A 19,166-nucleotide genomic window follows, 5' to 3' on the forward strand; every position below is an offset into this window, starting at 1 on the left:
CTGCCGAGGCTGCGACAAGGCCCGCGGGCCTTCAACTAACGATCTAGCAACACCGCCCTGGCGGGCGCTACGCACGCGGGCGCAGCCTGGGGCAGCGACTACACCCAGGGCTTCATTGCGCGGTGGCGCGGGCGATGCGCCAGCTCGACCAGCCATAGAGCATCAGCGCCAGGGCCGCCAGGGCGCCGCCGGCCACGCCGACATAGGCGAACCCCAGTTGCCCGCCGACCCAGCTGCCGAGCAAGGCGCCACCGCCGATACCGATGTTGTAGATCCCGGAGAACATCGCCATCGCCACGTCGGTGGCGTCCGGTGCCAGGGTCAGGACCTTGGACTGCAGCGAGAGGCCAAACCCCATGATCGCCATGCCCCAGACCACGCTCAGGGCCACCAGCGACCAGACATGCCCGTTGAGCGGCAGCAACAGGCCCAGGCACAACATCAACAAGGCCACCGCCACCAGCAGGAAACCCTGGGGGCTGTGGCGGTGCAGGCGGCTGAACAGCAGCGAACCGATGATCCCCGAGCCGCCGAACACCAGCAGCACCAGGGTCACCACGTCGCCGCCCAGGCCCGAGGCCACCTTGATGAAGGGCTCGACGTAGCTGTAGGCGGTGAATTGCGCCGTCACCACCATGGCCGTCAACACATAGGCCGCCACCAGCGCCGGGCGCTTGAACAGCAGCGGCAGGCTGCGCAGCGAACCGGAGTTCTGGCTGGGCAACAGCGGCAAGGTGCGGATCAGCCACAGCACCAGCAGCGCCGCCAGGCCGGCGATCACGCTGAAGGTGGTGCGCCAGCCCAGGGCCTCGCCCAGCAGGCGCCCCAGGGGAATGCCCAGGACCATGGCCAGGGAGGTGCCGGTGGCCAGCAGGCCGAGGGCCTGTACCTGTTTGCCCGCGGGGGCCAGGCGCACCGCCAGGGAGGCGGTGATCGACCAGAACAATGCGTGGGCCAGGGCGATGCCGATGCGACTGAGCATCAACAGGCCGAAGCTGGTGGCCAGGCTGGACAGCACGTGGCTGAGGATGAACAAGCCGAACAGCAGCGTGAGCAAGCGCCGGCGCTCGACGTTGCGGGTCAGCAGCATCACCGGCAGCGAGGTCAGGGAAACCACCCAGGCGTAGATGGTCAGCATCAGCCCGACCTGTTCGCTGGCCAGGTCGAAGCTCGCGCCGATGGCGCTCAGGAGCCCGACCGGGACGAACTCGGTGGTGTTGAAGACAAAGGCGGCCAGGGCCAACGCGATGACCGACTGCCAGTTACCTTGGGGTGTCGCCTGGGGATTGCTCATGTCGGGGTCGTACTACTCGTTCGAAGGTGGAGCGGATCCTGGATCCGATGAAAAACTCGGCCCCTGCCCGGCTGGTAGCGCTGTCCGGCGCCCACGGCGAGCGCAGCCAGGGTAATGAATCGCAGGTTAGTCAGGGGTTACGTTGCACGCGTTATCGAACACGCCCATGGCCAACGCCACCACCTTGCGCAGTTGCTCGGCGCTGGCGCCATCCCGGGCTTGCACCGACAGGCCATGCAGCACCGTAGAGTAATAATCGCCCAGGGAAGTTGCATCGCCATGACCTGCCAATTCCCCCGACTGCACCGCCGCCTGCAGCCGCTGGACGATGCTGGCGGTGCGCGCCCGCCGGTGCTCGGCCAGCCACTGGCGCACACCGTCGTTGTCGCTGGAGCAGTTCACCGCCGAGGACACCACCATGCAGCCCAGGGGCTGGCCTGGCCGGGTATAGAGTTGCACGGCCTCATTGAGCAGGCGGGCGATGGCGGCACGGGCACTGGGCTCTTCGGCCAGGGCCCGATCGGCGAAACCGCCCTCGTGGCTCTCGTACAGCTCGATGGCTTCGCGAAACAGCGCCTCCTTGGAGCCGAAGGCAGCGTAGATCCGTGCCGAGGCGATGCCCAGCGCGGCCACCAGGTCGGCCATGGAGGTGGTTTCGAAACCACGGGCCCAGAACAGTTCGAGCGCCTGGCGCAACGCCTGGTTGCGGTCGAATTCGCGGGGTCTTCCAGCCATGGGAGTCAGGTATCTCGTCAGGATGAGCGGCGATCGGTGTGGCCCGATCGGCGGCCGGCACGGGGCGCCGGGACGAAATGATATTAGATTTGCGCCGTCCCCGGGCCATTTTCCCTGCCCGGGGACGACGGTCGGGGCTCAGCCCGCCTGCTCTTCCAGGAACGGCAGCAAGTGGCCAAGGAAAGCCTCTGGCGCCTCCTCCATGATGAAGTGCCCGCAGTCCGGCACGATGGCGCCACGCAGATCGCTGGCCCGGCCCTGCAGGGTCAGCAGCGGAGCATCGTTGGTAGCGTGCTCGGCGCCGATGGCCAGCACCGGCATGTCGAGCATGCGTTCGGCGCGCTGCTGGTTCTGGCGCACGGTCTCGGGAATCGCCCGGTAGTAGGCGAAGCCCGCACGCAGGCCACCCGGCGCAGCATAGGCCTGGATGTACTCCTCGGTAGCCACCGCGTCGCGGCGGTGGGACCACTTGTCGAAGATGTAGTTGAGGTAGACCCGCTCGCGGCCGGCGATCAGCGCTTCCGGCAAATCGCGCAACTGGTTGAACATGAAGTGCCAGAGAAAGATGTTCTGCCCCGGCTCGACGAAGATCGGCGGCGCCTCGGCCAACCCCGGGATCACCGCCTCGGTCAGCGCCAGGCGCTCGACGGCCTCGGGCCGGTCGCTGGCCAGGGCATAGGCGACCCACATACCTACGTCATGGCCGACCACGCTATAGCGTTCGAACCCCAGCTGCTCCATCACTCGGTGCAGCACATCGGCCACGGCGCCGGTGTCGTAGCCGTGCTCCGGACGATCGGATTGCCCGGTGCCCGGCGGGTCCACGGCGATGGCCTGGAAGCCCCTGGCGGCCAGGGCCTGGATCACCTCGCGCCAGGCGTACCAGGTCTGCGGCCAGCCGGGAATCAGCAGCACCGGCCGGCCACTGCCGGCACTGACGCAATGGATCCGCTGGCCGTCGATGCGCACGTAGCGATGGGCCAGGCCGTGGGCATCGACCTGGGTGTTGTCGGTAAAGGCATTCATCAATAGTAATCTCCGTGGGAAAGGTTCAGGCGATGCCGAGCATGGCGTTGATCTGTTGACGGTCGATGCGGGCACCGGCGAAGTCGTCGAAGATCCGTTCGGTGACGCGGATCATGTGGCGGTTGATGAACTCCACGCCTTCCCGGGCGCCGTCCTCCTGGTCCTTGAGGCAGCACTCCCACTCCAGGGTCGCCCAGCCGCCGTAGTCGTATTGCGCCAGCTTGGAAAAGATCCCCTTGAAATCCACCTGGCCGTCGCCGAGCGAACGGAACCGCCCGGCCCGCTCGACCCAGGAGCTGTAGCCGCCATAGATGCCCTGGCGCCCGCTGGAATTGAACTCGGCATCCTTGACGTGAAACATGCGGATGCGCTCGTGGTAGATGTCCAGGTACGCCAGGTAGTCCAGTTGCTGCAGCACGAAATGGCTGGGATCGAAGAGGATGTGGCAGCGCGGATGCCGATCCACCAGGTCGAAGAAACGCTCGAAACTGGTGCCGTCGTGCAGGTCTTCGCTGGGGTGGATCTCGTAGCACAGGTTGACCCCCTGCTCGTCGCAGGCATCGAGGATCGGCCGCCAGCGCCGCGCCAGTTCGGCGAACGCGGTCTCGATCAGGCCGTCGGGACGCTGGGGAAAGGGAAACAGGTAGGGCCAGGCCAGCGAGCCGGAGAAAGTGCCCATGTCAGCAAGCCCCAGGCGCCGGGAAGCCCGTGCCGCCAGCTGCATGCGGTCCATGGCCCAGTCGGTGCGCGCCTTGGGATTGCCGCGCAGGGCCTCGGGGGCGAAGTTGTCACACATTGCGTCGTAGGCCGGGTGTACCGCCACCAGTTGGCCGAAGATATGGGTGGTCAGCTCGCTGATCACCAGGCCGTGCTCGGCCAGTTGGCCCTTGACTTCATCGCAGTAGTCCTGGCTGTGCGCCGCCGTGGCGACATCGAACAACCGCTCATCCCAAGCCGGGACCTGCAACGCCTTGAAGCCCAGGTCGGCGGCCCAGCGGGCAATGCCCGGCAGGTCATTGAATGGCGCCGTATCGGCGCTGAACTGCGCCAGGTGCAGGCTGGGGCCCTTGAGGGTTTTCATCGAACGCTCCTATTATTTGTCGATCGACAAAGAATAGGAACAAGCCGCTGCCAACGTCAACTGTTCAATCGCCGGACAGGCCATGGCACAGGCCTTCGCCGCCATTTGGAAAAAACGCCAGAGCCCAGGTAAATCAATGTCTCCAGCACCATCGACGGAGCCTGATCGACGGCTGAAAAAAAGCCCGCGAACAGGGTCGCGGGCCGCTTTGGCGCAATGGCCGAGGTCATTCGCCCGGGCGGCGGTAGACCTCGCGACCGGCGAAATAGGTGCTCAGCACCTGGGTGCCGGCCAACTGCTCGTCGGGAACCTGGAACACATCGCGATCGAGCACAATCAGGTCGGCCTGCTTGCCCGGGACCAGGCTGCCGATCTGCTGCTCCAGGCCGATGGCGCGGGCGGCATTGCGGGTGTAGGCATAGAACATGGCCTGGCGATCGATGCCTTCATCCTTGTTCAACACCCCCTTGGGGCCCTTGCGACTGACCGCCTGTGCGATGGCCTTCCATGGCTCGGGCGTGCTCACCGGCCAATCGCTGGCACCAGCGATGGTGGCGCCGTTCTTGAACAACGAGCGCGCCGGGTACATGAACTGGAACTGCATGGCCGTGATGTAGGGCTTGAGCAGGTCGATGCTCAGCTCATCGGCGGAAGCCCAATACAGCTGCATCGAGGCGATCACGTCCAGCGGCTTGAAGCGCGCGAATTCCTTGGGATTGACCATTTGCAAGTGGGTGATCGAGTGCACCACGCCACTGTGGCGCTGGCGCCGGGCTTGCTCGATGCCGTTGAGCGCCTCACGCACCGCGCGATCGCCGATGGCGTGCACATGCACCAGCCAGCCACGGGCGTCGGCGGCGCTGACCAACTCGCCGAAATGCGCCGGGTCGATCAGCAACTCACCGCCCTTCTGCGAGTTCTTGTAGGGCGTCAGCAAGGACGCGGTCTGGGCCGGAAACTCGGCAACGCCATCGGCGAAGATCTTGATTCCCGGCAAGCTCAGGTTGGGCACATCGAGAAACTGTCGGCGTACCTGGTCCAGTACCGCAAGATCCGCTGGCCGGCTCTTGGGATTGGCCACCATCAACGCGGCGACCCGCAGGTCCAGTTCGCCTTTCTCGGCCAGCGCCTTGTACACCGGCAAGACGCCCACGGTCTGGGCCGTGGGATGCATGGCGAACAGCGCATCACTGGGTACCGCGTTGGCCGCCGGGTCCATCAGCGCGGTGATGCCCAGGCTGTGGTTCAGGTCCCGGGCGGCACGCCCGGCCTCGAGCATCTGCTCGAAACTCGGCGCCGGTACCTGGGAGGTCAGGGCCGAGAGCCCGGCATCGGCGACGAAGCCATTGGGCGTGCCATCGGGATGGTGACCGATGGTGGCCACCGCCTCGCCCGTCAGCGCCTTGACCCGCTGGGCATCGATGCCGGCACGCTTGAGCATGGCGCGGTTGGCCCAGCCGGTGTGGTAGTCCCAGCCGACGAACAGGATTGGAGTATCCGCCCACTCGCCCTGGTTGAAGCGTTGCTCCAGCGCATCCACCTGGCTCCAGTAAGTGGAAGGAAAACCGCTGACGCTCAGGGTATCGCCATGGCGCGCCTTGCCGTCGTCGCGCCAGCCGCGCAGGCGCCGCTCCAGCTCATCCACCGGCAACTGCTGGCTTTCCAGGTCCGCGGCCTTGAGTTTGAGGCCACCGAAGATCGCGTGGCTGTGGCTGTCGATGAAGCCGGGCATCAGCACCTTGCCCTGCAAGTCGACCACCTGGGTGCCGGCCGCCTTGAGTGCCAGCACCTGGGCGTCGCTGCCGACCTTGACGATCCGCCCCTGCTCCACCGCCACCGCCTGCTGCAGGGGCTGGCCCTGCTCGGCGGTGAACACCTTGCCGTTGTGCAGCAGCAAATCCACCGCCGCCTGGCTTTCCATTGCGACAAAAGCCAGCGCCGAGGCCAGCGTGATCGTCAGTGCGTTTTTCATTGTTATTGGCGCCCTTGGTCAGAATGGGCAAGAGACTAGCCAAGCCGAGGGGGTTTTAAGAATACTGCTTCGGGCAACTCATTCTTTCCAAAGAGGCAAGACCCCATGGACCAGTTGGGCGCCATCAGCATGTTCGTCGCCACCGCCGACCAGGGCAGTTTCACTCGCGCCGCCGCCCACCTGGGCAAGACCACCTCGGCCCTGACCAAGGCCGTCACCCATTTGGAAACCCAGCTGGGTACCCGCTTGTTCGAACGCTCCACACGCCGCATCGCCCTCACCGAGGCCGGGCATCTCTACCTGGCCAGCGCCCGCCAGGTGCTGGCCCAACTGCAACAGGCCCGGGAGGATATCCATCAGTTGCAGCAGCAGATGTGCGGCATCCTGCGCCTGGTGGCGCCGCCCTCCTTCGCCCCAGCCTTTCTCAACGCCGTCTGTTATCGGTTCCTGGAGCAATACCCGCAGATGCGCCTGGACGTAGAGCTGACCGACGAATTCGTCGACCTGCTCAGGGGCGGCTACGACCTGGCGGTACGCGATGGCCCGGTGGACCTGCCGGACCTGGTCGCTCGGCCACTGACCGCCAACCGCATCCTGCTCTGTGCCAGCCCGCGTTACCTGCAACGCAAGCCACTGCCGGTCACCCCGCAGACGTTTGCCGAGCATGACTGGCTGATCTTCCGCCACCCCGCGCTTAATCCGCATTTCTGGCACTTCACCCTCGATGGCCGGCAACAGCGCATGGCCCAGCCAGTGCCACGGCTGGCCAGTGACAACTACGATTTCCTGTTCGGTGCGTTACTGGCGGGCCTGGGCCTGCAACTGTGCCCGCAATGGAGCGCCCTGCCTTACCTGCAACGGGGCGAGCTGGTGCAACTGCTGCCCGAGGCAGTACCCGATCCGGAGCAGTTCGGCCCGATGATCCATATCATCTACCCGACCCATCGGCGCCACACTCGCAAGCACCAGGCCTTCGTCGAATGCCTGAAACAGTACCTGGACGAACAGCATTTGCACTGAGCCCGGATCGCTCAACCGCCGGGTTGAAGCACCGGGATCAATCGCGCCGGCTTTACCGATTTGAATGAAAAGCTCGAGTAGATTTCCTTCACCGCGGGCAGGGTCTGCAGCACTTCGCGGGCGAACTCGCCGAAGGACTCCAGGTCCTTGGCCAGCACTTCGAGGAGAAAGTCATAGCGCCCGGAGACGTTGTGGCAGGCGATGATCTCGGGAATCTCCAGCAACCGCTGCTCGAAGGCTCGGGCGGTCTCGCGGGAGTGGGATTCCATCATGACGCTGACGAAGGCGGTCACGCCGTAGCCCAGGGCCTTGGGCGAGAGGATCGCCTGGTAGCCGGTGATGACTCCGCTGTCCTCCAGCAACTTGACCCGGCGCCAGCACGGCGAAGTGGTCAGGGCGACCGTGTCGGCCAATTCCGCATTGGTCAGTCGGGCATTGTCTTGCAGGGCGACAAGCAGGGCTTTGTCGGTACGGTCCAGGCCAGCGGGCATATTTTGCCTCTATCTTTTGTTTTTATGATTATTTATTCCAATCTTCAGCTTTTTAAGGGGCCAGATTAGAAATTATTGCGCCGGATTTGAGCATAGCATTAGAGCAAATCCGGGAGTCTTCACCATGAACAATAAAAACAGTGATCTTGGTTTTTCCACCCGCGCCATCCACCACGGCTACAACCCGCAGGAGCATCAGGGCGCGCTGATTCCTCCGATCTACCTCACCTCCACGTTCACCTTCGCAACGGCCGAGTACGGTGCCGGCTGCTTCGCCGGACAAGAGCCCGGTTACTTCTACACCCGTATCGGCAACCCGACCCTGGCCTTGCTGGAATCGCGCATGGCCGACCTGGAGAATGGCGAGGCCGCGGTGGCCTTCGGCTCCGGCATGGGCGCCATCGCCGCCACCTTCTGGACGCTGCTGCGCCCGGGAGACGAGGTCATCGTCAACCGCACGTTGTACGGCTGCACCTTTGCCCTGTTGCACCACGGCCTGGAGGAGTTCGGGGTCAAGGTCCGCCATGTGGACATGACCGATCCGCAGAACCTGCGCGCCGCCATCTCCCCCGCCACGCGGATGGTCTACTTCGAATCCCCGGCCAACCCCAACATGCAACTGGTGGACATCACCGCAGTGGCGCGCATCGTCCGCCAGCACCCCAACATCACCCTGGCGGTGGACAACACCTACTGCACTCCCTACCTGCAGCGCCCCCTGGACCTGGGGGCCGACCTGGTCGTGCATTCGGCCACCAAATACCTGTGCGGCCATGGCGACATCACCGCCGGTATCGTCGTCACCCGCCAGGAGCTGGCGCAGAAGATCCGCTTGCAGGGCCTCAAGGACCTGACTGGGGCGGTGATGTCGCCCCAGGATGCCTTCCTCCTGATGCGCGGCCTCAAGACCCTGAGCCTGCGCATGGATCGCCATTGCAGCAATGCCCTGGCCGTGGCTCGCTACCTGCAAGCGCATCCGCTGGTGCAGTGGGTGGCCTACCCCGGCCTGCCCTCCTTTACCCAGTACGCCCTGGCCAAGCGGCAAATGAAGCTGCCCGGCGGCATGATCGCCTTCGAACTCAAGGGTGGCCTGCCCAGTGGCTGCGGCTTCATGAACGCCTTGCAGCTGTTCAGTCGGGCAGTGAGCCTGGGGGATGCCGAGTCCCTGGCCCAGCATCCGGCGAGCATGACCCATTCCACCTACACCCCCGAGGAACGCGCCGCACACGGCATCGCTGAAGGCCTGGTGCGTCTTTCGGTGGGCCTCGAGGACATCGACGACCTGCTGGCCGACCTCGCCCAGGCCCTGGAAGTCTGCGCGCCCATAGCAGTGGCAGCACCCGCCCAGGAGAACGCCAGCCGGCTCGACAAGGTCCTGCCCTGAACGGGCCGGACCGCCCTATCTGCAACCCAAGCAGTACCCGCAACACCCTTTGAACCGTTACCCACAGGAGTGGAACCCACAATGAGTCGTATCAATAACAAAGCCACCCAACTGCTCAGCGCCATGATCCTCGCCGGCCTCGCCTGCCATTCCCTGGCTGCCGACACCATCCGGATCGGTATCGCCGGGGCCAAGACCGGCCCGGTCGCGCAATACGGCGACATGCAGTTCAGCGGCGCGCGCATGGCCATCGAGCAGATCAACGCCAAGGGCGGCGTCGACGGCAAGAAGCTCGAAGCCGTTGAATACGACGACGCCTGCGACCCCAAGCAAGCGGTGGCCGTGGCCAACAAGGTGGTCAATGACGGCGTCAAGTACGTGGTCGGCCACCTGTGCTCCAGTTCCACCCAGCCAGCGTCGGACATCTATGAAGACGAAGGCATCGTGATGATCACCCCGGCCGCGACCAGCCCGGAGCTGACTTCCCGTGGCTACAAGATGGTGTTCCGCACCATCGGCCTGGACAATGCCCAGGGTCCGGCGGCAGCACGCTACATCGCCAAGCTCAAGCCCGCCAACGTCGCCGTGCTCCACGACAAGCAGCAGTACGGCGAAGGCATCGCCAGCTCGGTCAAGGACATCCTTGGCAAGGAAGGCATCAAGGTGGCGATGTTCGAAGGCATCAACGTTGGCGAGCGCGACTACTCCTCGATCCTGGCCAAGATCAAGCAGGCCAATGTCGACTTCGTGTACTTCGGCGGCTACCACCCGGAAATGGGCCTGTTGCTGCGCCAGGCCAAGGAAAAGGGCCTGACCGCGCGCTTCATGGGACCTGAAGGCGTGGGCAACGACTCCATCTCGCAAATCGCCAAGGATGCCTCCGAAGGCATGCTGGTAACCCTGCCCAAGTCCTTCGATCAGGACCCGGCCAACAAGGCCCTGGTGGAAGCCTTCCAGGCCAAGCAGGAAAACCCCAGCGGACCGTTCGTGCTGCCTTCCTACTCGGCAGTAGAGGTGATTGCCGGCGCCATCGCCGCGGCCAAGAGCGAAGACCCGGAGAAGGTCGCCGAGGCGATCCACGCCGGCACCTTCAAGACCCCGACCGGGGACCTGAGCTTCGATGAAAAAGGCGACCTCAAGGACTTCAAGTTCGTGGTCTACGAATGGCACTACGGCAAGCCGAAGACAGCAACGGCCGATAACGCCGGGCTCTGAAGTACCGTACCGGGCGCCGCCAATCTGGCGGCGCCCGGACGCTTTCAGGTGCAAGGCCTGAAAGCGTCCTGCAAGACGGCCCTTCTGGAGTCAAACTTTCGCCATGATTCCCGAGTGTTCTAGTTGGGAATAAGTTGAAACCCTGGTAACAAAAAGAACCGCACCAGGTAACACTTCCCTCTATCTCCAATCTAAAACCTCAACCTTCCAATCACTTTGGAATGAGGTCAGGCTTTTTTCGAAAAGTCGTTAGCGTGCTTTGTTTTCTCCACAACTTTAAATCCTGAAACCCGCCCTGCAAGCTCAACTAAAATTCGCTCTAAAGCCCTGAAAAGCCCGTGGTAAAAGGCCCCTTCCATTAATGAAAACCCAGGCCATGGGGCGACAAGCTGCCGCTCGAATGCCTGCCCCTGTTGGGTAAAGGTCGCGCCATGGCGGTAACCAAGCGCCCAATCAAGGCACTCTGCCATCCAACTAAAACGTTAAAGCTAAACACCAGTCCTTCCAGCAAGCGTTACCGCCAAAGATGAAACTAATGTTACTGCACAAGTGAAAAATCCACCGCAACTAAAAAGTCAATAAAGGCGAATGCCAGTTCCACTTATTTCAGCAAAAAAATACTGTTTGCTAACTAAATTCCATTTTGTATATCGTGCGCAACATCAAATTGCCAGCTTTAGAAATCACTTCAGCCAGCATCTTTAAGGAGAAAAGAACATGGATCCCTTTCTCGGCGAAATCCGCCTGTTCCCCTGGGGTTGGGCACCTGAAGGCTGGCTCCCGTGCGAGGGGCAGATCCTGCCATTCAACAGCAACGTGGCGCTGGCCTCCCTGCTGGGCAAGACCTTTGGTGGCGATGGCACCACCACCTTCGGCCTGCCGGACCTGCGTGGCCGGGTAGCCCTGGGACAGAACCTCAAGCCCTCGACTGTTCCTCCGATCATGGATGTCCATGTGCTGGGCACTCAGGGCGGCACTGAAACAGTGGCCATGCCGCAAAGTTCGCTGCTCGCGCACACCCATGCCACCCATGTCTCGAATACCACCGGTAACGCAGGACCTGCCGGCAACATTCCCGCCATCAGCTCGAACACCGCGGGCGCGGTTGCAAAACCGACCTACACCCTGGCGGCGAACAATCCCATGCGCCTCAACAACGCCACGGTCGTTCCGACCGAGGGCTTGCCCATGCAGAACATGCAACCTTCCATCGTTGGCTGTTTCTGCATTGCCACGACCGGCACCTACCCTCCGCGCCCTTAACGGCTATCTACAGGCCCTCAAGCAAGGAAACTGATATGTCTGAAGCCTTCGTCGGAGAGATCCGCATATTCGCTGGTAACTATCCACCTCAAGGTTGGACAGTGTGTGACGGCAAGCTTCTCTCGATCAACGACTACCAAATCCTGTATTCGTTACTGGGTACCCTGTATGGCGGCAACGGCACCACCACCTTCGCCGTGCCGAACTACTCCGACCGACTCGTTGTAGGGATGGGAAGTGGTCCGGGCCTGACCCCAAGGGCACTGGTGACAACCATGGGAGTGACAGCAGTCACCATGCGCCCGGAGAACACACCAAGCCATAGCCACTCTTTCAACGTGAGCACCGACAACGCCATCTCCTCAGAACCCTCCCCCGCGGCCACTCCCAAGAAGATGACCTTCGGCACGTTCCCGGGTGCGGGCATCATCACCGGCCTGTACAGCAAGGGAACCGGTACCTCACCTGCCCAAGCCCTGGACCCGGCCTTTCTCGACACCGCGCTGATCCCCCCCAGCATCAACGCGACCCCTCATGCAAACCTGATGGGCTCACTGAGCATCTGCTACATCATTTGCCTGGCCGGCCTGTATCCGACCCGCAACCAGTAACTTTTATCACTCAATCTGGAACGACCGATCATGGACGCGTTTACCGGTGAAATCAGACTGTTCCCCTACAACTTCGCACCGCGAAACTGGGCCTATTGCGATGGTTCGACCCTTACTGTCCAACAGAACCCAGGGCTCTTTTCGGTCATTGGCAACATGTATGGCGGCACTCCAGGGATAACCTTCCAACTGCCCGATCTCAGCGGACGCGTCGCCATGGGTGCCGGAGCCCTCAGCCAGTTCGCCCTGGGTATCAAGATGGGCGCCGACCGGATACAACTGCAGCCCAATAACATCTCGTCCCATACCCACTTGGTCCTGGCCAAGGACGGCAGCGAAACGGCAGCGGCCCTGGACACCCCCAACAACACCGCTTACCTGGCACAACCACGCAATGTGCGTTTGTACAGCACCGTCGTCCCGACGTCGGGCGACCAAACGCTGGACCCTGGCACAGTAGGACCGGCCGGCAACCCCACGATACCGCCGACAATGCGCAACACCATGCAGCCCTACCTGACGTTGTGCTATTGCATCTGCCTGGATGGCGAGTACCCGGTCAAACCCTGATGACGTACTCCACGCACCTCCCACCAACGGCAAGCCCCGCGGTCGTACTGCGCCAGCAGGACGACCTCGATCGGGCGTTCCTGCATGGGCTGTACCTGTCGCGCCGCTGGGCCGAGGTCTGCGCGGTGCCTGGCTGGCATAACGACCAGCGCCGTGCCTTCCTGGTGTCCCAGGCTGAGTTACAACGCCAGCACTATGAAAAACACTACCCCGCGGCGGATTTCCTGATCATCGAGCAGGCGGGCCTCCCCATCGGGCGGCTGTGCGTGAATCGCCAGGCGAACGATGTGCGCATCGTCGATATCGCCCTGCTCCCGGCTTGGCACGGCCAGGGCATTGGCACGCAGTTACTGCAGAGCCTGCTCGCCGAGGCCGATGCCCTGGGCCGCTCCTGCAGCCTGAGCGTCGAACAAGGCAGCCCGGCCCGCAGACTCTATGAGCGCCTGGGCTTCCAGAGCGGCGCCGATAGCGGCCTCTATACCCAGATGCAGCGGCCCGTCCGGCCTGTTGCGCAAGAGGACCTCGACAACCCTTGAGTGTCGTGCAGGACCTGCCCATTGGGCCGGCTGTAGCCATGTTGTAACCGCTGGACCTTTATCAACATTCACGCTGGACACGACCCGCAAGCCGGTCGCAAGGCAGGAAGCCCCATGAAAACGCCACTTATCGCGCTAGGTACCTGGGTGAAACGCCCGCTGCTTTCACTCTTTATGCTGCTGGTCATGCTGTCCCTGGCAAACCAGGCAATGGCCGCGGCTCCCGTGATCACCAGCCCGGCCTCGGGCAGTACCTTGCCCAGCGTGGCGGTGGGCCAGTCCATGAGCATCCCCATCAGTTCCACTGGCGGAGCCCTGCCTCTGGACAAGTGGGTGGAATGCGATGCCAACGACCCGGACTACGATGGCGTGACCCCCTGCCTGCCCTCGGGCCTGATCCTCGATCCGTCACCGGGCAGCGCAACCACCACACTTCACGGCGCTCCAACCACCGCCGGCAGCTACACCTTCAGCATCACCCTCAATGACGGCCTGAATCAGGGCGGTGTCGCCACCTACACCCTGTTGGTCACGAGCGGGGCAACGCCGACCCTGACGTCGGTCTCCCCCAACACCGGGACCACCGCCGGTGCCACCGCCGTCACCCTGAGCGGCACCAACCTGACCGGGGCGACCGCGGTCAGCTTTGGCGGCACGGCCGCCACGGGTTTTAGCGTCAGCAATGCCAGCACCATTACCGCCACTACCCCGGCCCATGCCGCTGGCGCGGTGAATGTGATGGTTACCACCCCAAGCGGCACGGCGACCCTGACCAATGCCTATACCTATGCCGTGCCGGCCCCGACCGTTGGCCCGGTGAGCGCCACGGTGGCCGCCAACAGCAGCAGCAACCCGATCACCTTGAGCCTGAGTGGCGGCACCGCCACCAGCGTGGCCGTCTCCACTGCCGCGACCCACGGGACCGCCACTGCCACCGGCACCAGCATCACCTACACCCCCACCGCCGGTTACTCCGGCAGCGACACCTTCGCCTATACCGCCACCAACGCCAGCGGCACCTCCAGCCCGGCCACCGTGACCCTCACCGTCAGCGCGCCGACCCTGGCGATAACGCCGACCACTGTGCCCAACGGCACCCAGGGCACGGCCTACAGCACGACCCTGACCGCCTCCGGCGGCACTGCGCCCTACACCTACGCAATCACCAGCGGCAGCCTGCCGGCCGGGCTGAGTCTGAACACCAGCAACGGATCGATCAGCGGTACGCCGAGCGCCAGTGGCAACACCAACCTGACCGTCACCGCCACTGACGCCAACAGCGCCACTGGCTCCAGGGCCTACACCTTGACGATCGACGCTCAAGCACCGGTTGCCAACGCCGTCAGCGCCACGGTCGTGGCCAACAGCAGCAGCAACCCGATCACCCTGAATATCACCGGTGGCACCGCCACCAGCGTGGCCGTCGCCACCGCCGCAGCCCACGGGACCGCTACCGCCACCGGCACCAGCATCACCTACACCCCTACCCCCGGCTATTCCGGCAGCGACACTTTCACCTATACCGCCACCAACGCCAGCGGCACCTCCAGCCCGGCCACCGTGACCCTCACCATCAACGCTCCAACCCTGGTAATTACTCCGGCCAGTTTCAGCAATGGCACAGTGGGCACGCCCTACAGCACCACCCTCAGCACCAGCGGCGGCGCCGTACCCTATGCCTACAGCATCACCAGCGGCAACCTGCCTTCCGGCTTGAGCCTGAACACCCTCACCGGCGCGATCAGCGGTACGCCAACGGCCAGCGGCACCAACAACCTGACCCTCACCAGCACCGACAACAACGGCGCCACGGGCAGCAAGGCCTACACCCTGCAAATCAATGCACAGGTCCCTGTAGCCAACGCGGTCAGTGCCACGGTGGCAGCCAACAGCAGCGCTAACCCGATCACCCTGAGCCTGAGTGGCGGCGCCGCCACCAGCGTGGCCGTTTCCACCGCCGCGACCCACGGTACCGCTACCGCCACCGGCACCGGCATCACCTACACCCCGGCCCCTGGTTACTCCGGCAGCGACACCTTCGCCTATACCGCCACCAACGCCAGCGGCACCTCCAGCCCGGCCACCGTGAGTCTCACCATCAACGCTCCAACCCTGGTAATTACTCCGGCCAGTTTCAGCAATGGCACAGTGGGCACGCCCTACAGCACCACCCTCAGCACCAGCGGCGGCGCTGTACCCTATGCCTACAGCATCACCAGCGGCAGCCTGCCTTCCGGCTTGAGCCTGAACACCCTCACCGGCGCGATCAGCGGTACGCCAACGGCGAGCGGCACCAGCAACCTGACCATCACCAGTACCGACAACAACGGCGCTACAGGCAGCAAGGTCTACACCCTGCAAATCAATGCACAGGCCCCAGTAGCCAACGCGGTCAGTGCCACGGTGGCAGCCAACAGCAGCGCTAACCCGATCACCCTGAGCCTGAGTGGCGGAGCCGCCACCAGCGTGGCCGTTTCCACCGCCGCGACCCACGGTACCGCTACCGCCACCGGCACCGGCATCACCTACACCCCTACCCCCGGCTACTCCGGCAGCGACACCTTCGCCTATACCGCCACCAACACCAGCGGCACCTCCAACCCGGCCACCGTGACTCTCACCGTCAGCGCTCCAACCCTGGTGATTACCCCGCCCAGTTTCAGCATTGGCACGGTGGGCACGGCCTACAGCACCACCCTCAGCACCAGCGGCGGCGCCGTACCCTATGCCTACAGCATCACCAGCGGCAGCCTGCCTTCCGGCTTGAGCCTGAACACCCTCACCGGCGCGATCAGCGGTACGCCAACGGCGAGCGGCACCAGCAACCTGACCCTCACCAGCACCGACAACAACGGCGCTACAGGCAGCAAGGCCTACACCCTGCAAATCAATGCACAGGCCCCTGTAGCCAACGCGGTCAGTGCCACGGTGGCAGCCAACAGCAGCACTAACCCGATCACCCTGAGCATCACCGGCGGCGCCGCCACCAGCGTGGCCGTCTCCACCGCCGCAACCCACGGCACCGCTACTGCGACCGGAACCGGCATCACCTACACACCCACTGCCGGTTACTCCGGCAACGACACCTTTGCCTATACCGCCACCAACGCCAGTGGTACTTCCAACCCGGCCATCGTGACTCTCACCGTCAGCGCTCCAACCCTGGTGATTACCCCGCCCAGTTTCAGCAATGGCACGGTGGGCACGGCCTACAGCACCACCCTCAGCACCAGCGGCGGCACCGCGCCCTACACCTACAGCATCACCAGCGGCAGCCTGCCCGCGGGCCTGAGCCTGAACGCCAGCACCGGGACAATCAGCGGTACGCCAACGGCCAGCGGCAGCAGCAACCTGACCCTCACCAGCACCGACAACAACGGCGCCACGGGCAGCAAGGCCTACACCCTGAAAATCAATGCACAGGCCCCTGTAGCCAACGCGGTCAGTGCCACGGTGGCAGCCAACAGCAGCGCTAATTCGATCACCCTGAGCATCACCGGCGGCGCCGCCACCAGCGTGGCCGTCTCCACCGCCGCAACCCACGGCACCGCTACCGCCACCGGTACCGGCATCACCTACACCCCTGCCCCTGGTTACTCCGGCAACGACACCTTTGCCTATACCGCCACCAACACCAGTGGCACTTCCAGCCCGGCCACCGTGACCCTCACCGTCAGTGCACCGACCCTGAGTATCAACCCCGCAAGCCTGGGCGCGGGCACCAGTGGCACGGCCTACAGCGCCGTCCTCAGTAGTTCCGGAGGCAGCGCGCCCTACACCTACAGCATCACCAGCGGCAGCCTGCCCGCAGGCCTGAGCCTGAACGCCAGCACCGGGACAATCAGCGGTACGCCAACGGCCAGCGGCAGCAGCAACCTGACCCTCACCAGCACCGACAACAACGGCGCCACGGGCAGCAAGGCCTACACCCTGAAAATCAATGCACAGGCCCCTGTAGCCAACGCGGTCAGTGCCACGGTGGCAGCCAACAGCAGCGCTAATTCGATCACCCTGAGCATCACCGGCGGCGCCGCCACCAGCGTGGCCGTCTCCACCGCCGCAACCCACGGCACCGCTACTGCGACCGGAACCGGCATCACCTACACACCCACTGCCGGTTACTCCGGCAACGACACCTTCGCCTATACCGCCACCAATGCCAGTGGCACTTCCAGCCCGGCCACCGTGACCCTCACCGTCAGTGCGCCCAGCCTGAGCATCAACCCCGCGAGCCTGGGCGCGGGCACCAGTGGCACGGCCTACAGCGCCGTCCTCAGTAGTTCCGGAGGCAGCGCGCCCTACACCTACAGCATCACCAGCGGCAGCCTGCCCGCAGGCCTGAGCCTGAACGCCAGCACCGGGACAATCAGCGGTACGCCAACGGCCAGCGGCACCAGCAACCTGACCCTCACCAGCACCGATAGCAACGGCGCCACGGGCTCGCGGGCCTACTCGATCAGCATCAGCGCCGTGCCCATCAGCGTGCCGGCCTCCAGCCAGATCCTCTCGGCCGGAGAAGAAGCCATCGTCGACCTGACCCAGGGCGCCACAGGCGGCCCCTTCACCCAGGTCATCCTGGGTACGGTGAGTCCGGCCTCGGCCGGTAGGGCCATGATGCGCGGCCCCTTCTCGATGCGCTTCGTGCCCTCGGCGGCCTTTGCCGGTACCGCGATCATCAGCTTCAGGTTGCACAACGGCACGGGCTCCAGCGCTGCCAGCACGGTCAGTTTCATCGTCCAGCCGCGCCCGGACCCCACCAAGGATGGCGAAGTGATCGGCCTGCTCAATGCCCAGAGCCGAAGCGCAGAACGCTTTGCCAGTACCCAGATGGACAACTTCAACCATCGACTGGAACAACTGCATCAAATGCGTTGCGAGCGCAATTCGTTCAATGCCAGTCTGCGCAAGGACGGTAGCGACCTGCCCCTGGGCGAGATGGCCAAGGCCATCGAGCAGCAACTGGGGAGTTCGGCAAACCAGACCGAGCAGCAAAAACGCGAAGCTGCGAGCGCTGCGCAAAATGGCGAGTGCCAACAGCAGGCCCTGGCGTTCTGGAGCGATGGTTTCGTCAACAACGGCTCGACCCATGCCCGCGGCGCCCGCGACAACAGCTTCACCACCATGGGCCTGAGCGCCGGTGCCGACTATCGCCTGTCGCCTACCGTCATCGCCGGTATCGGCATCGGCTACGGCACCGATCGCAGCGAGATTGGCGACCACAAGACCCGCAGCGATGCGGACGCCATTGGCATCGCCACCTATCTGAGCCTGAACCCCGCCTCGCAGTTCTACCTGGACGGTTTGCTGGGCTATAACCGCATCAGCTTCGACTCGCGTCGCTACATCACCGGCAGCGCCAACGACTACGCCCGTGGCTCGCGCGATGCCGACCAGTTGTTCGCGTCCCTCACCGCCAGCTACGAATACCGCCAGGGCCAGTTGTCGCTGACGCCCTATGGGCGTTTCAATGCCAGCACCACGCGCCTGGACGCCTTCAGCGAAAACGGCGGAGGCATCTACGGCCTGTCCTATGAGGAACAGCGCCAGCAGAACTTCACGTCCTACCTGGGCCTGCGTACCGGCTATGACCTGATGACCCGGGTCGGTGTGGTCACTCCCAAGGTAGGCCTGGCCTGGGGGCACAATTTCAGCACCCACAGCGACTACAAGATGCGCTACACCGACCAGGGCGACGAGGGCATCCTGTATCGCCTCAAGCCCGACGCCCAGGACAGCGATTTCGCCAGCCTGGACATGGGTATGGACTTCAACCTCGGGCGCGCCTGGCAACTGGGCTTCTCCTACAAGACCGCCCTGGGCTCCGATGAGCGCAACGACAGCTTCCGCCTGGGCCTGAACGGCAAGTTCTAGACCCAAAGCAGGCTAGCGGTAGTGGCCGGCACCGTGCAGCGGGAACCCCTTCCCCTGTACTGCAGAAAAAAACACCCCGCCGGAGCCAGGCTCCGGC

Annotated in this window: 15 protein-coding genes; 8 read left to right on the forward strand and 7 right to left on the reverse strand. The window is 64.1% G+C overall.

Features of this window, described 5'->3' with window-relative positions:
• Positions 1–112: 112 nt before the first annotated feature.
• The 5 genes from I9018_RS18595 to I9018_RS18615 form a co-directional block, all read right to left on the reverse strand.
• Positions 113–1,294, reverse strand: coding sequence for a sugar transporter (locus I9018_RS18595; protein ID WP_241107152.1), 1,182 nt, complete (start codon positions 1,292–1,294; stop codon positions 113–115).
• Between the two features lie 126 nt (positions 1,295–1,420).
• Positions 1,421–2,029 carry a TetR/AcrR family transcriptional regulator gene (locus I9018_RS18600; RefSeq protein ID WP_241107153.1) on the reverse strand — a complete coding sequence of 203 codons (609 nt, stop codon included), beginning with the start codon at positions 2,027–2,029 and terminating at the stop codon, positions 1,421–1,423.
• 138 nt (positions 2,030–2,167) lie between these two features.
• Positions 2,168–3,055 carry an alpha/beta hydrolase gene (locus tag I9018_RS18605; protein WP_241107154.1) on the reverse strand — a complete coding sequence of 296 codons (888 nt, stop codon included), beginning with the start codon at positions 3,053–3,055 and terminating at the stop codon, positions 2,168–2,170.
• Positions 3,056–3,080: 25 nt separating this feature from the next.
• Positions 3,081–4,136: a sugar phosphate isomerase/epimerase family protein gene (locus I9018_RS18610; RefSeq protein ID WP_241107155.1), complete on the reverse strand. Its 1,056-nt coding sequence runs from the start codon at positions 4,134–4,136 to the stop codon at positions 3,081–3,083.
• Positions 4,137–4,362: 226 nt separating this feature from the next.
• Positions 4,363–6,108, reverse strand: a complete 1,746-nt coding sequence (locus I9018_RS18615; protein WP_241107156.1) for an amidohydrolase — start codon at positions 6,106–6,108, stop codon at positions 4,363–4,365.
• Positions 6,109–6,213: 105 nt separating this feature from the next.
• On the opposite strand from I9018_RS18615, the gene I9018_RS18620 reads away from it, so the two are divergent.
• On the forward strand, positions 6,214–7,128 hold the full coding sequence (locus I9018_RS18620; protein ID WP_241107157.1) for a LysR family transcriptional regulator: 915 nt from the start codon (positions 6,214–6,216) through the stop codon (positions 7,126–7,128).
• A gap of 11 nt (positions 7,129–7,139) precedes the next feature.
• Here the strand turns inward: I9018_RS18620 and I9018_RS18625 are convergent, their stop codons facing one another.
• Positions 7,140–7,619: an Lrp/AsnC family transcriptional regulator gene (locus I9018_RS18625; protein ID WP_068580830.1), complete on the reverse strand. Its 480-nt coding sequence runs from the start codon at positions 7,617–7,619 to the stop codon at positions 7,140–7,142.
• Positions 7,620–7,743: 124 nt separating this feature from the next.
• Here I9018_RS18625 and I9018_RS18630 point away from each other — a divergent pair, with 124 nt between their 5' ends.
• On the forward strand, positions 7,744–9,003 hold the full coding sequence (locus I9018_RS18630; RefSeq protein WP_241107158.1) for a methionine gamma-lyase: 1,260 nt from the start codon (positions 7,744–7,746) through the stop codon (positions 9,001–9,003).
• 81 nt (positions 9,004–9,084) lie between these two features.
• The gene (locus I9018_RS18635; RefSeq protein ID WP_241107159.1) at positions 9,085–10,218 is read left to right on the forward strand and encodes a branched-chain amino acid ABC transporter substrate-binding protein; all 1,134 of its coding nucleotides are present in this window, start codon (positions 9,085–9,087) and stop codon (positions 10,216–10,218) included.
• Between the two features lie 227 nt (positions 10,219–10,445).
• On the opposite strand, the gene I9018_RS18640 is transcribed toward I9018_RS18635, so the two are convergent.
• Positions 10,446–10,688: a hypothetical protein gene (locus I9018_RS18640; protein ID WP_241107160.1), complete on the reverse strand. Its 243-nt coding sequence runs from the start codon at positions 10,686–10,688 to the stop codon at positions 10,446–10,448.
• Between the two features lie 247 nt (positions 10,689–10,935).
• On the opposite strand from I9018_RS18640, the gene I9018_RS18645 reads away from it, so the two are divergent.
• The 5 genes from I9018_RS18645 to I9018_RS18665 all read left to right on the forward strand — a co-directional run bounded on the left by I9018_RS18645 (position 10,936) and on the right by I9018_RS18665 (position 19,069).
• A complete protein-coding gene (locus I9018_RS18645; RefSeq protein ID WP_068580842.1) occupies positions 10,936–11,481 on the forward strand; it encodes a tail fiber protein in 546 nt (181 codons plus the stop codon).
• 35 nt (positions 11,482–11,516) lie between these two features.
• Positions 11,517–12,092, forward strand: a complete 576-nt coding sequence (locus I9018_RS18650; protein ID WP_241107161.1) for a tail fiber protein — start codon at positions 11,517–11,519, stop codon at positions 12,090–12,092.
• 30 nt (positions 12,093–12,122) lie between these two features.
• Positions 12,123–12,662: a tail fiber protein gene (locus I9018_RS18655; protein WP_068580849.1), complete on the forward strand. Its 540-nt coding sequence runs from the start codon at positions 12,123–12,125 to the stop codon at positions 12,660–12,662.
• Positions 12,662–13,198, forward strand: a complete 537-nt coding sequence (locus I9018_RS18660) for a GNAT family N-acetyltransferase (RefSeq protein ID WP_241107162.1) — start codon at positions 12,662–12,664, stop codon at positions 13,196–13,198. The genes I9018_RS18655 and I9018_RS18660 overlap by 1 nt, the downstream gene beginning before the upstream one ends.
• A 114-nt stretch (positions 13,199–13,312) precedes the next feature.
• Positions 13,313–19,069 (forward strand): putative Ig domain-containing protein, encoded by a 5,757-nt coding sequence (locus I9018_RS18665; protein WP_241107163.1) that lies wholly within the window; start codon positions 13,313–13,315, stop codon positions 19,067–19,069.
• The last annotated feature ends 97 nt before the right edge of the window (positions 19,070–19,166 follow it).

The sequence above is a fragment of the Pseudomonas sp. MPFS genome, from assembly GCF_022537035.1.
In the GTDB taxonomy this organism is placed as follows: domain Bacteria; phylum Pseudomonadota; class Gammaproteobacteria; order Pseudomonadales; family Pseudomonadaceae; genus Aquipseudomonas; species Aquipseudomonas sessilinigenes.

What these genes read in the sequence shown, in the direction of transcription:
- I9018_RS18615 (WP_241107156.1), bottom strand. Translation starts at nt 6,108, where the DNA reads ATGAAAAACGCACTGACGATCACGCTGGCCTCGGCGCTGGCTTTTGTC.
- I9018_RS18650 (WP_241107161.1), top strand. Translation starts at nt 11,517, where the DNA reads ATGTCTGAAGCCTTCGTCGGAGAGATCCGCATATTCGCTGGTAACTAT.
- I9018_RS18625 (WP_068580830.1), bottom strand. Translation starts at nt 7,619, where the DNA reads ATGCCCGCTGGCCTGGACCGTACCGACAAAGCCCTGCTTGTCGCCCTG.
- I9018_RS18645 (WP_068580842.1), top strand. Translation starts at nt 10,936, where the DNA reads ATGGATCCCTTTCTCGGCGAAATCCGCCTGTTCCCCTGGGGTTGGGCA.
- I9018_RS18610 (WP_241107155.1), bottom strand. Translation starts at nt 4,136, where the DNA reads ATGAAAACCCTCAAGGGCCCCAGCCTGCACCTGGCGCAGTTCAGCGCC.
- I9018_RS18595 (WP_241107152.1), bottom strand. Translation starts at nt 1,294, where the DNA reads ATGAGCAATCCCCAGGCGACACCCCAAGGTAACTGGCAGTCGGTCATC.
- I9018_RS18635 (WP_241107159.1), top strand. Translation starts at nt 9,085, where the DNA reads ATGAGTCGTATCAATAACAAAGCCACCCAACTGCTCAGCGCCATGATC.
- I9018_RS18600 (WP_241107153.1), bottom strand. Translation starts at nt 2,029, where the DNA reads ATGGCTGGAAGACCCCGCGAATTCGACCGCAACCAGGCGTTGCGCCAG.
- I9018_RS18630 (WP_241107158.1), top strand. Translation starts at nt 7,744, where the DNA reads ATGAACAATAAAAACAGTGATCTTGGTTTTTCCACCCGCGCCATCCAC.
- I9018_RS18620 (WP_241107157.1), top strand. Translation starts at nt 6,214, where the DNA reads ATGGACCAGTTGGGCGCCATCAGCATGTTCGTCGCCACCGCCGACCAG.
- I9018_RS18665 (WP_241107163.1), top strand. Translation starts at nt 13,313, where the DNA reads ATGAAAACGCCACTTATCGCGCTAGGTACCTGGGTGAAACGCCCGCTG.
- I9018_RS18655 (WP_068580849.1), top strand. Translation starts at nt 12,123, where the DNA reads ATGGACGCGTTTACCGGTGAAATCAGACTGTTCCCCTACAACTTCGCA.
- I9018_RS18660 (WP_241107162.1), top strand. Translation starts at nt 12,662, where the DNA reads ATGACGTACTCCACGCACCTCCCACCAACGGCAAGCCCCGCGGTCGTA.
- I9018_RS18640 (WP_241107160.1), bottom strand. Translation starts at nt 10,688, where the DNA reads ATGGCAGAGTGCCTTGATTGGGCGCTTGGTTACCGCCATGGCGCGACC.
- I9018_RS18605 (WP_241107154.1), bottom strand. Translation starts at nt 3,055, where the DNA reads ATGAATGCCTTTACCGACAACACCCAGGTCGATGCCCACGGCCTGGCC.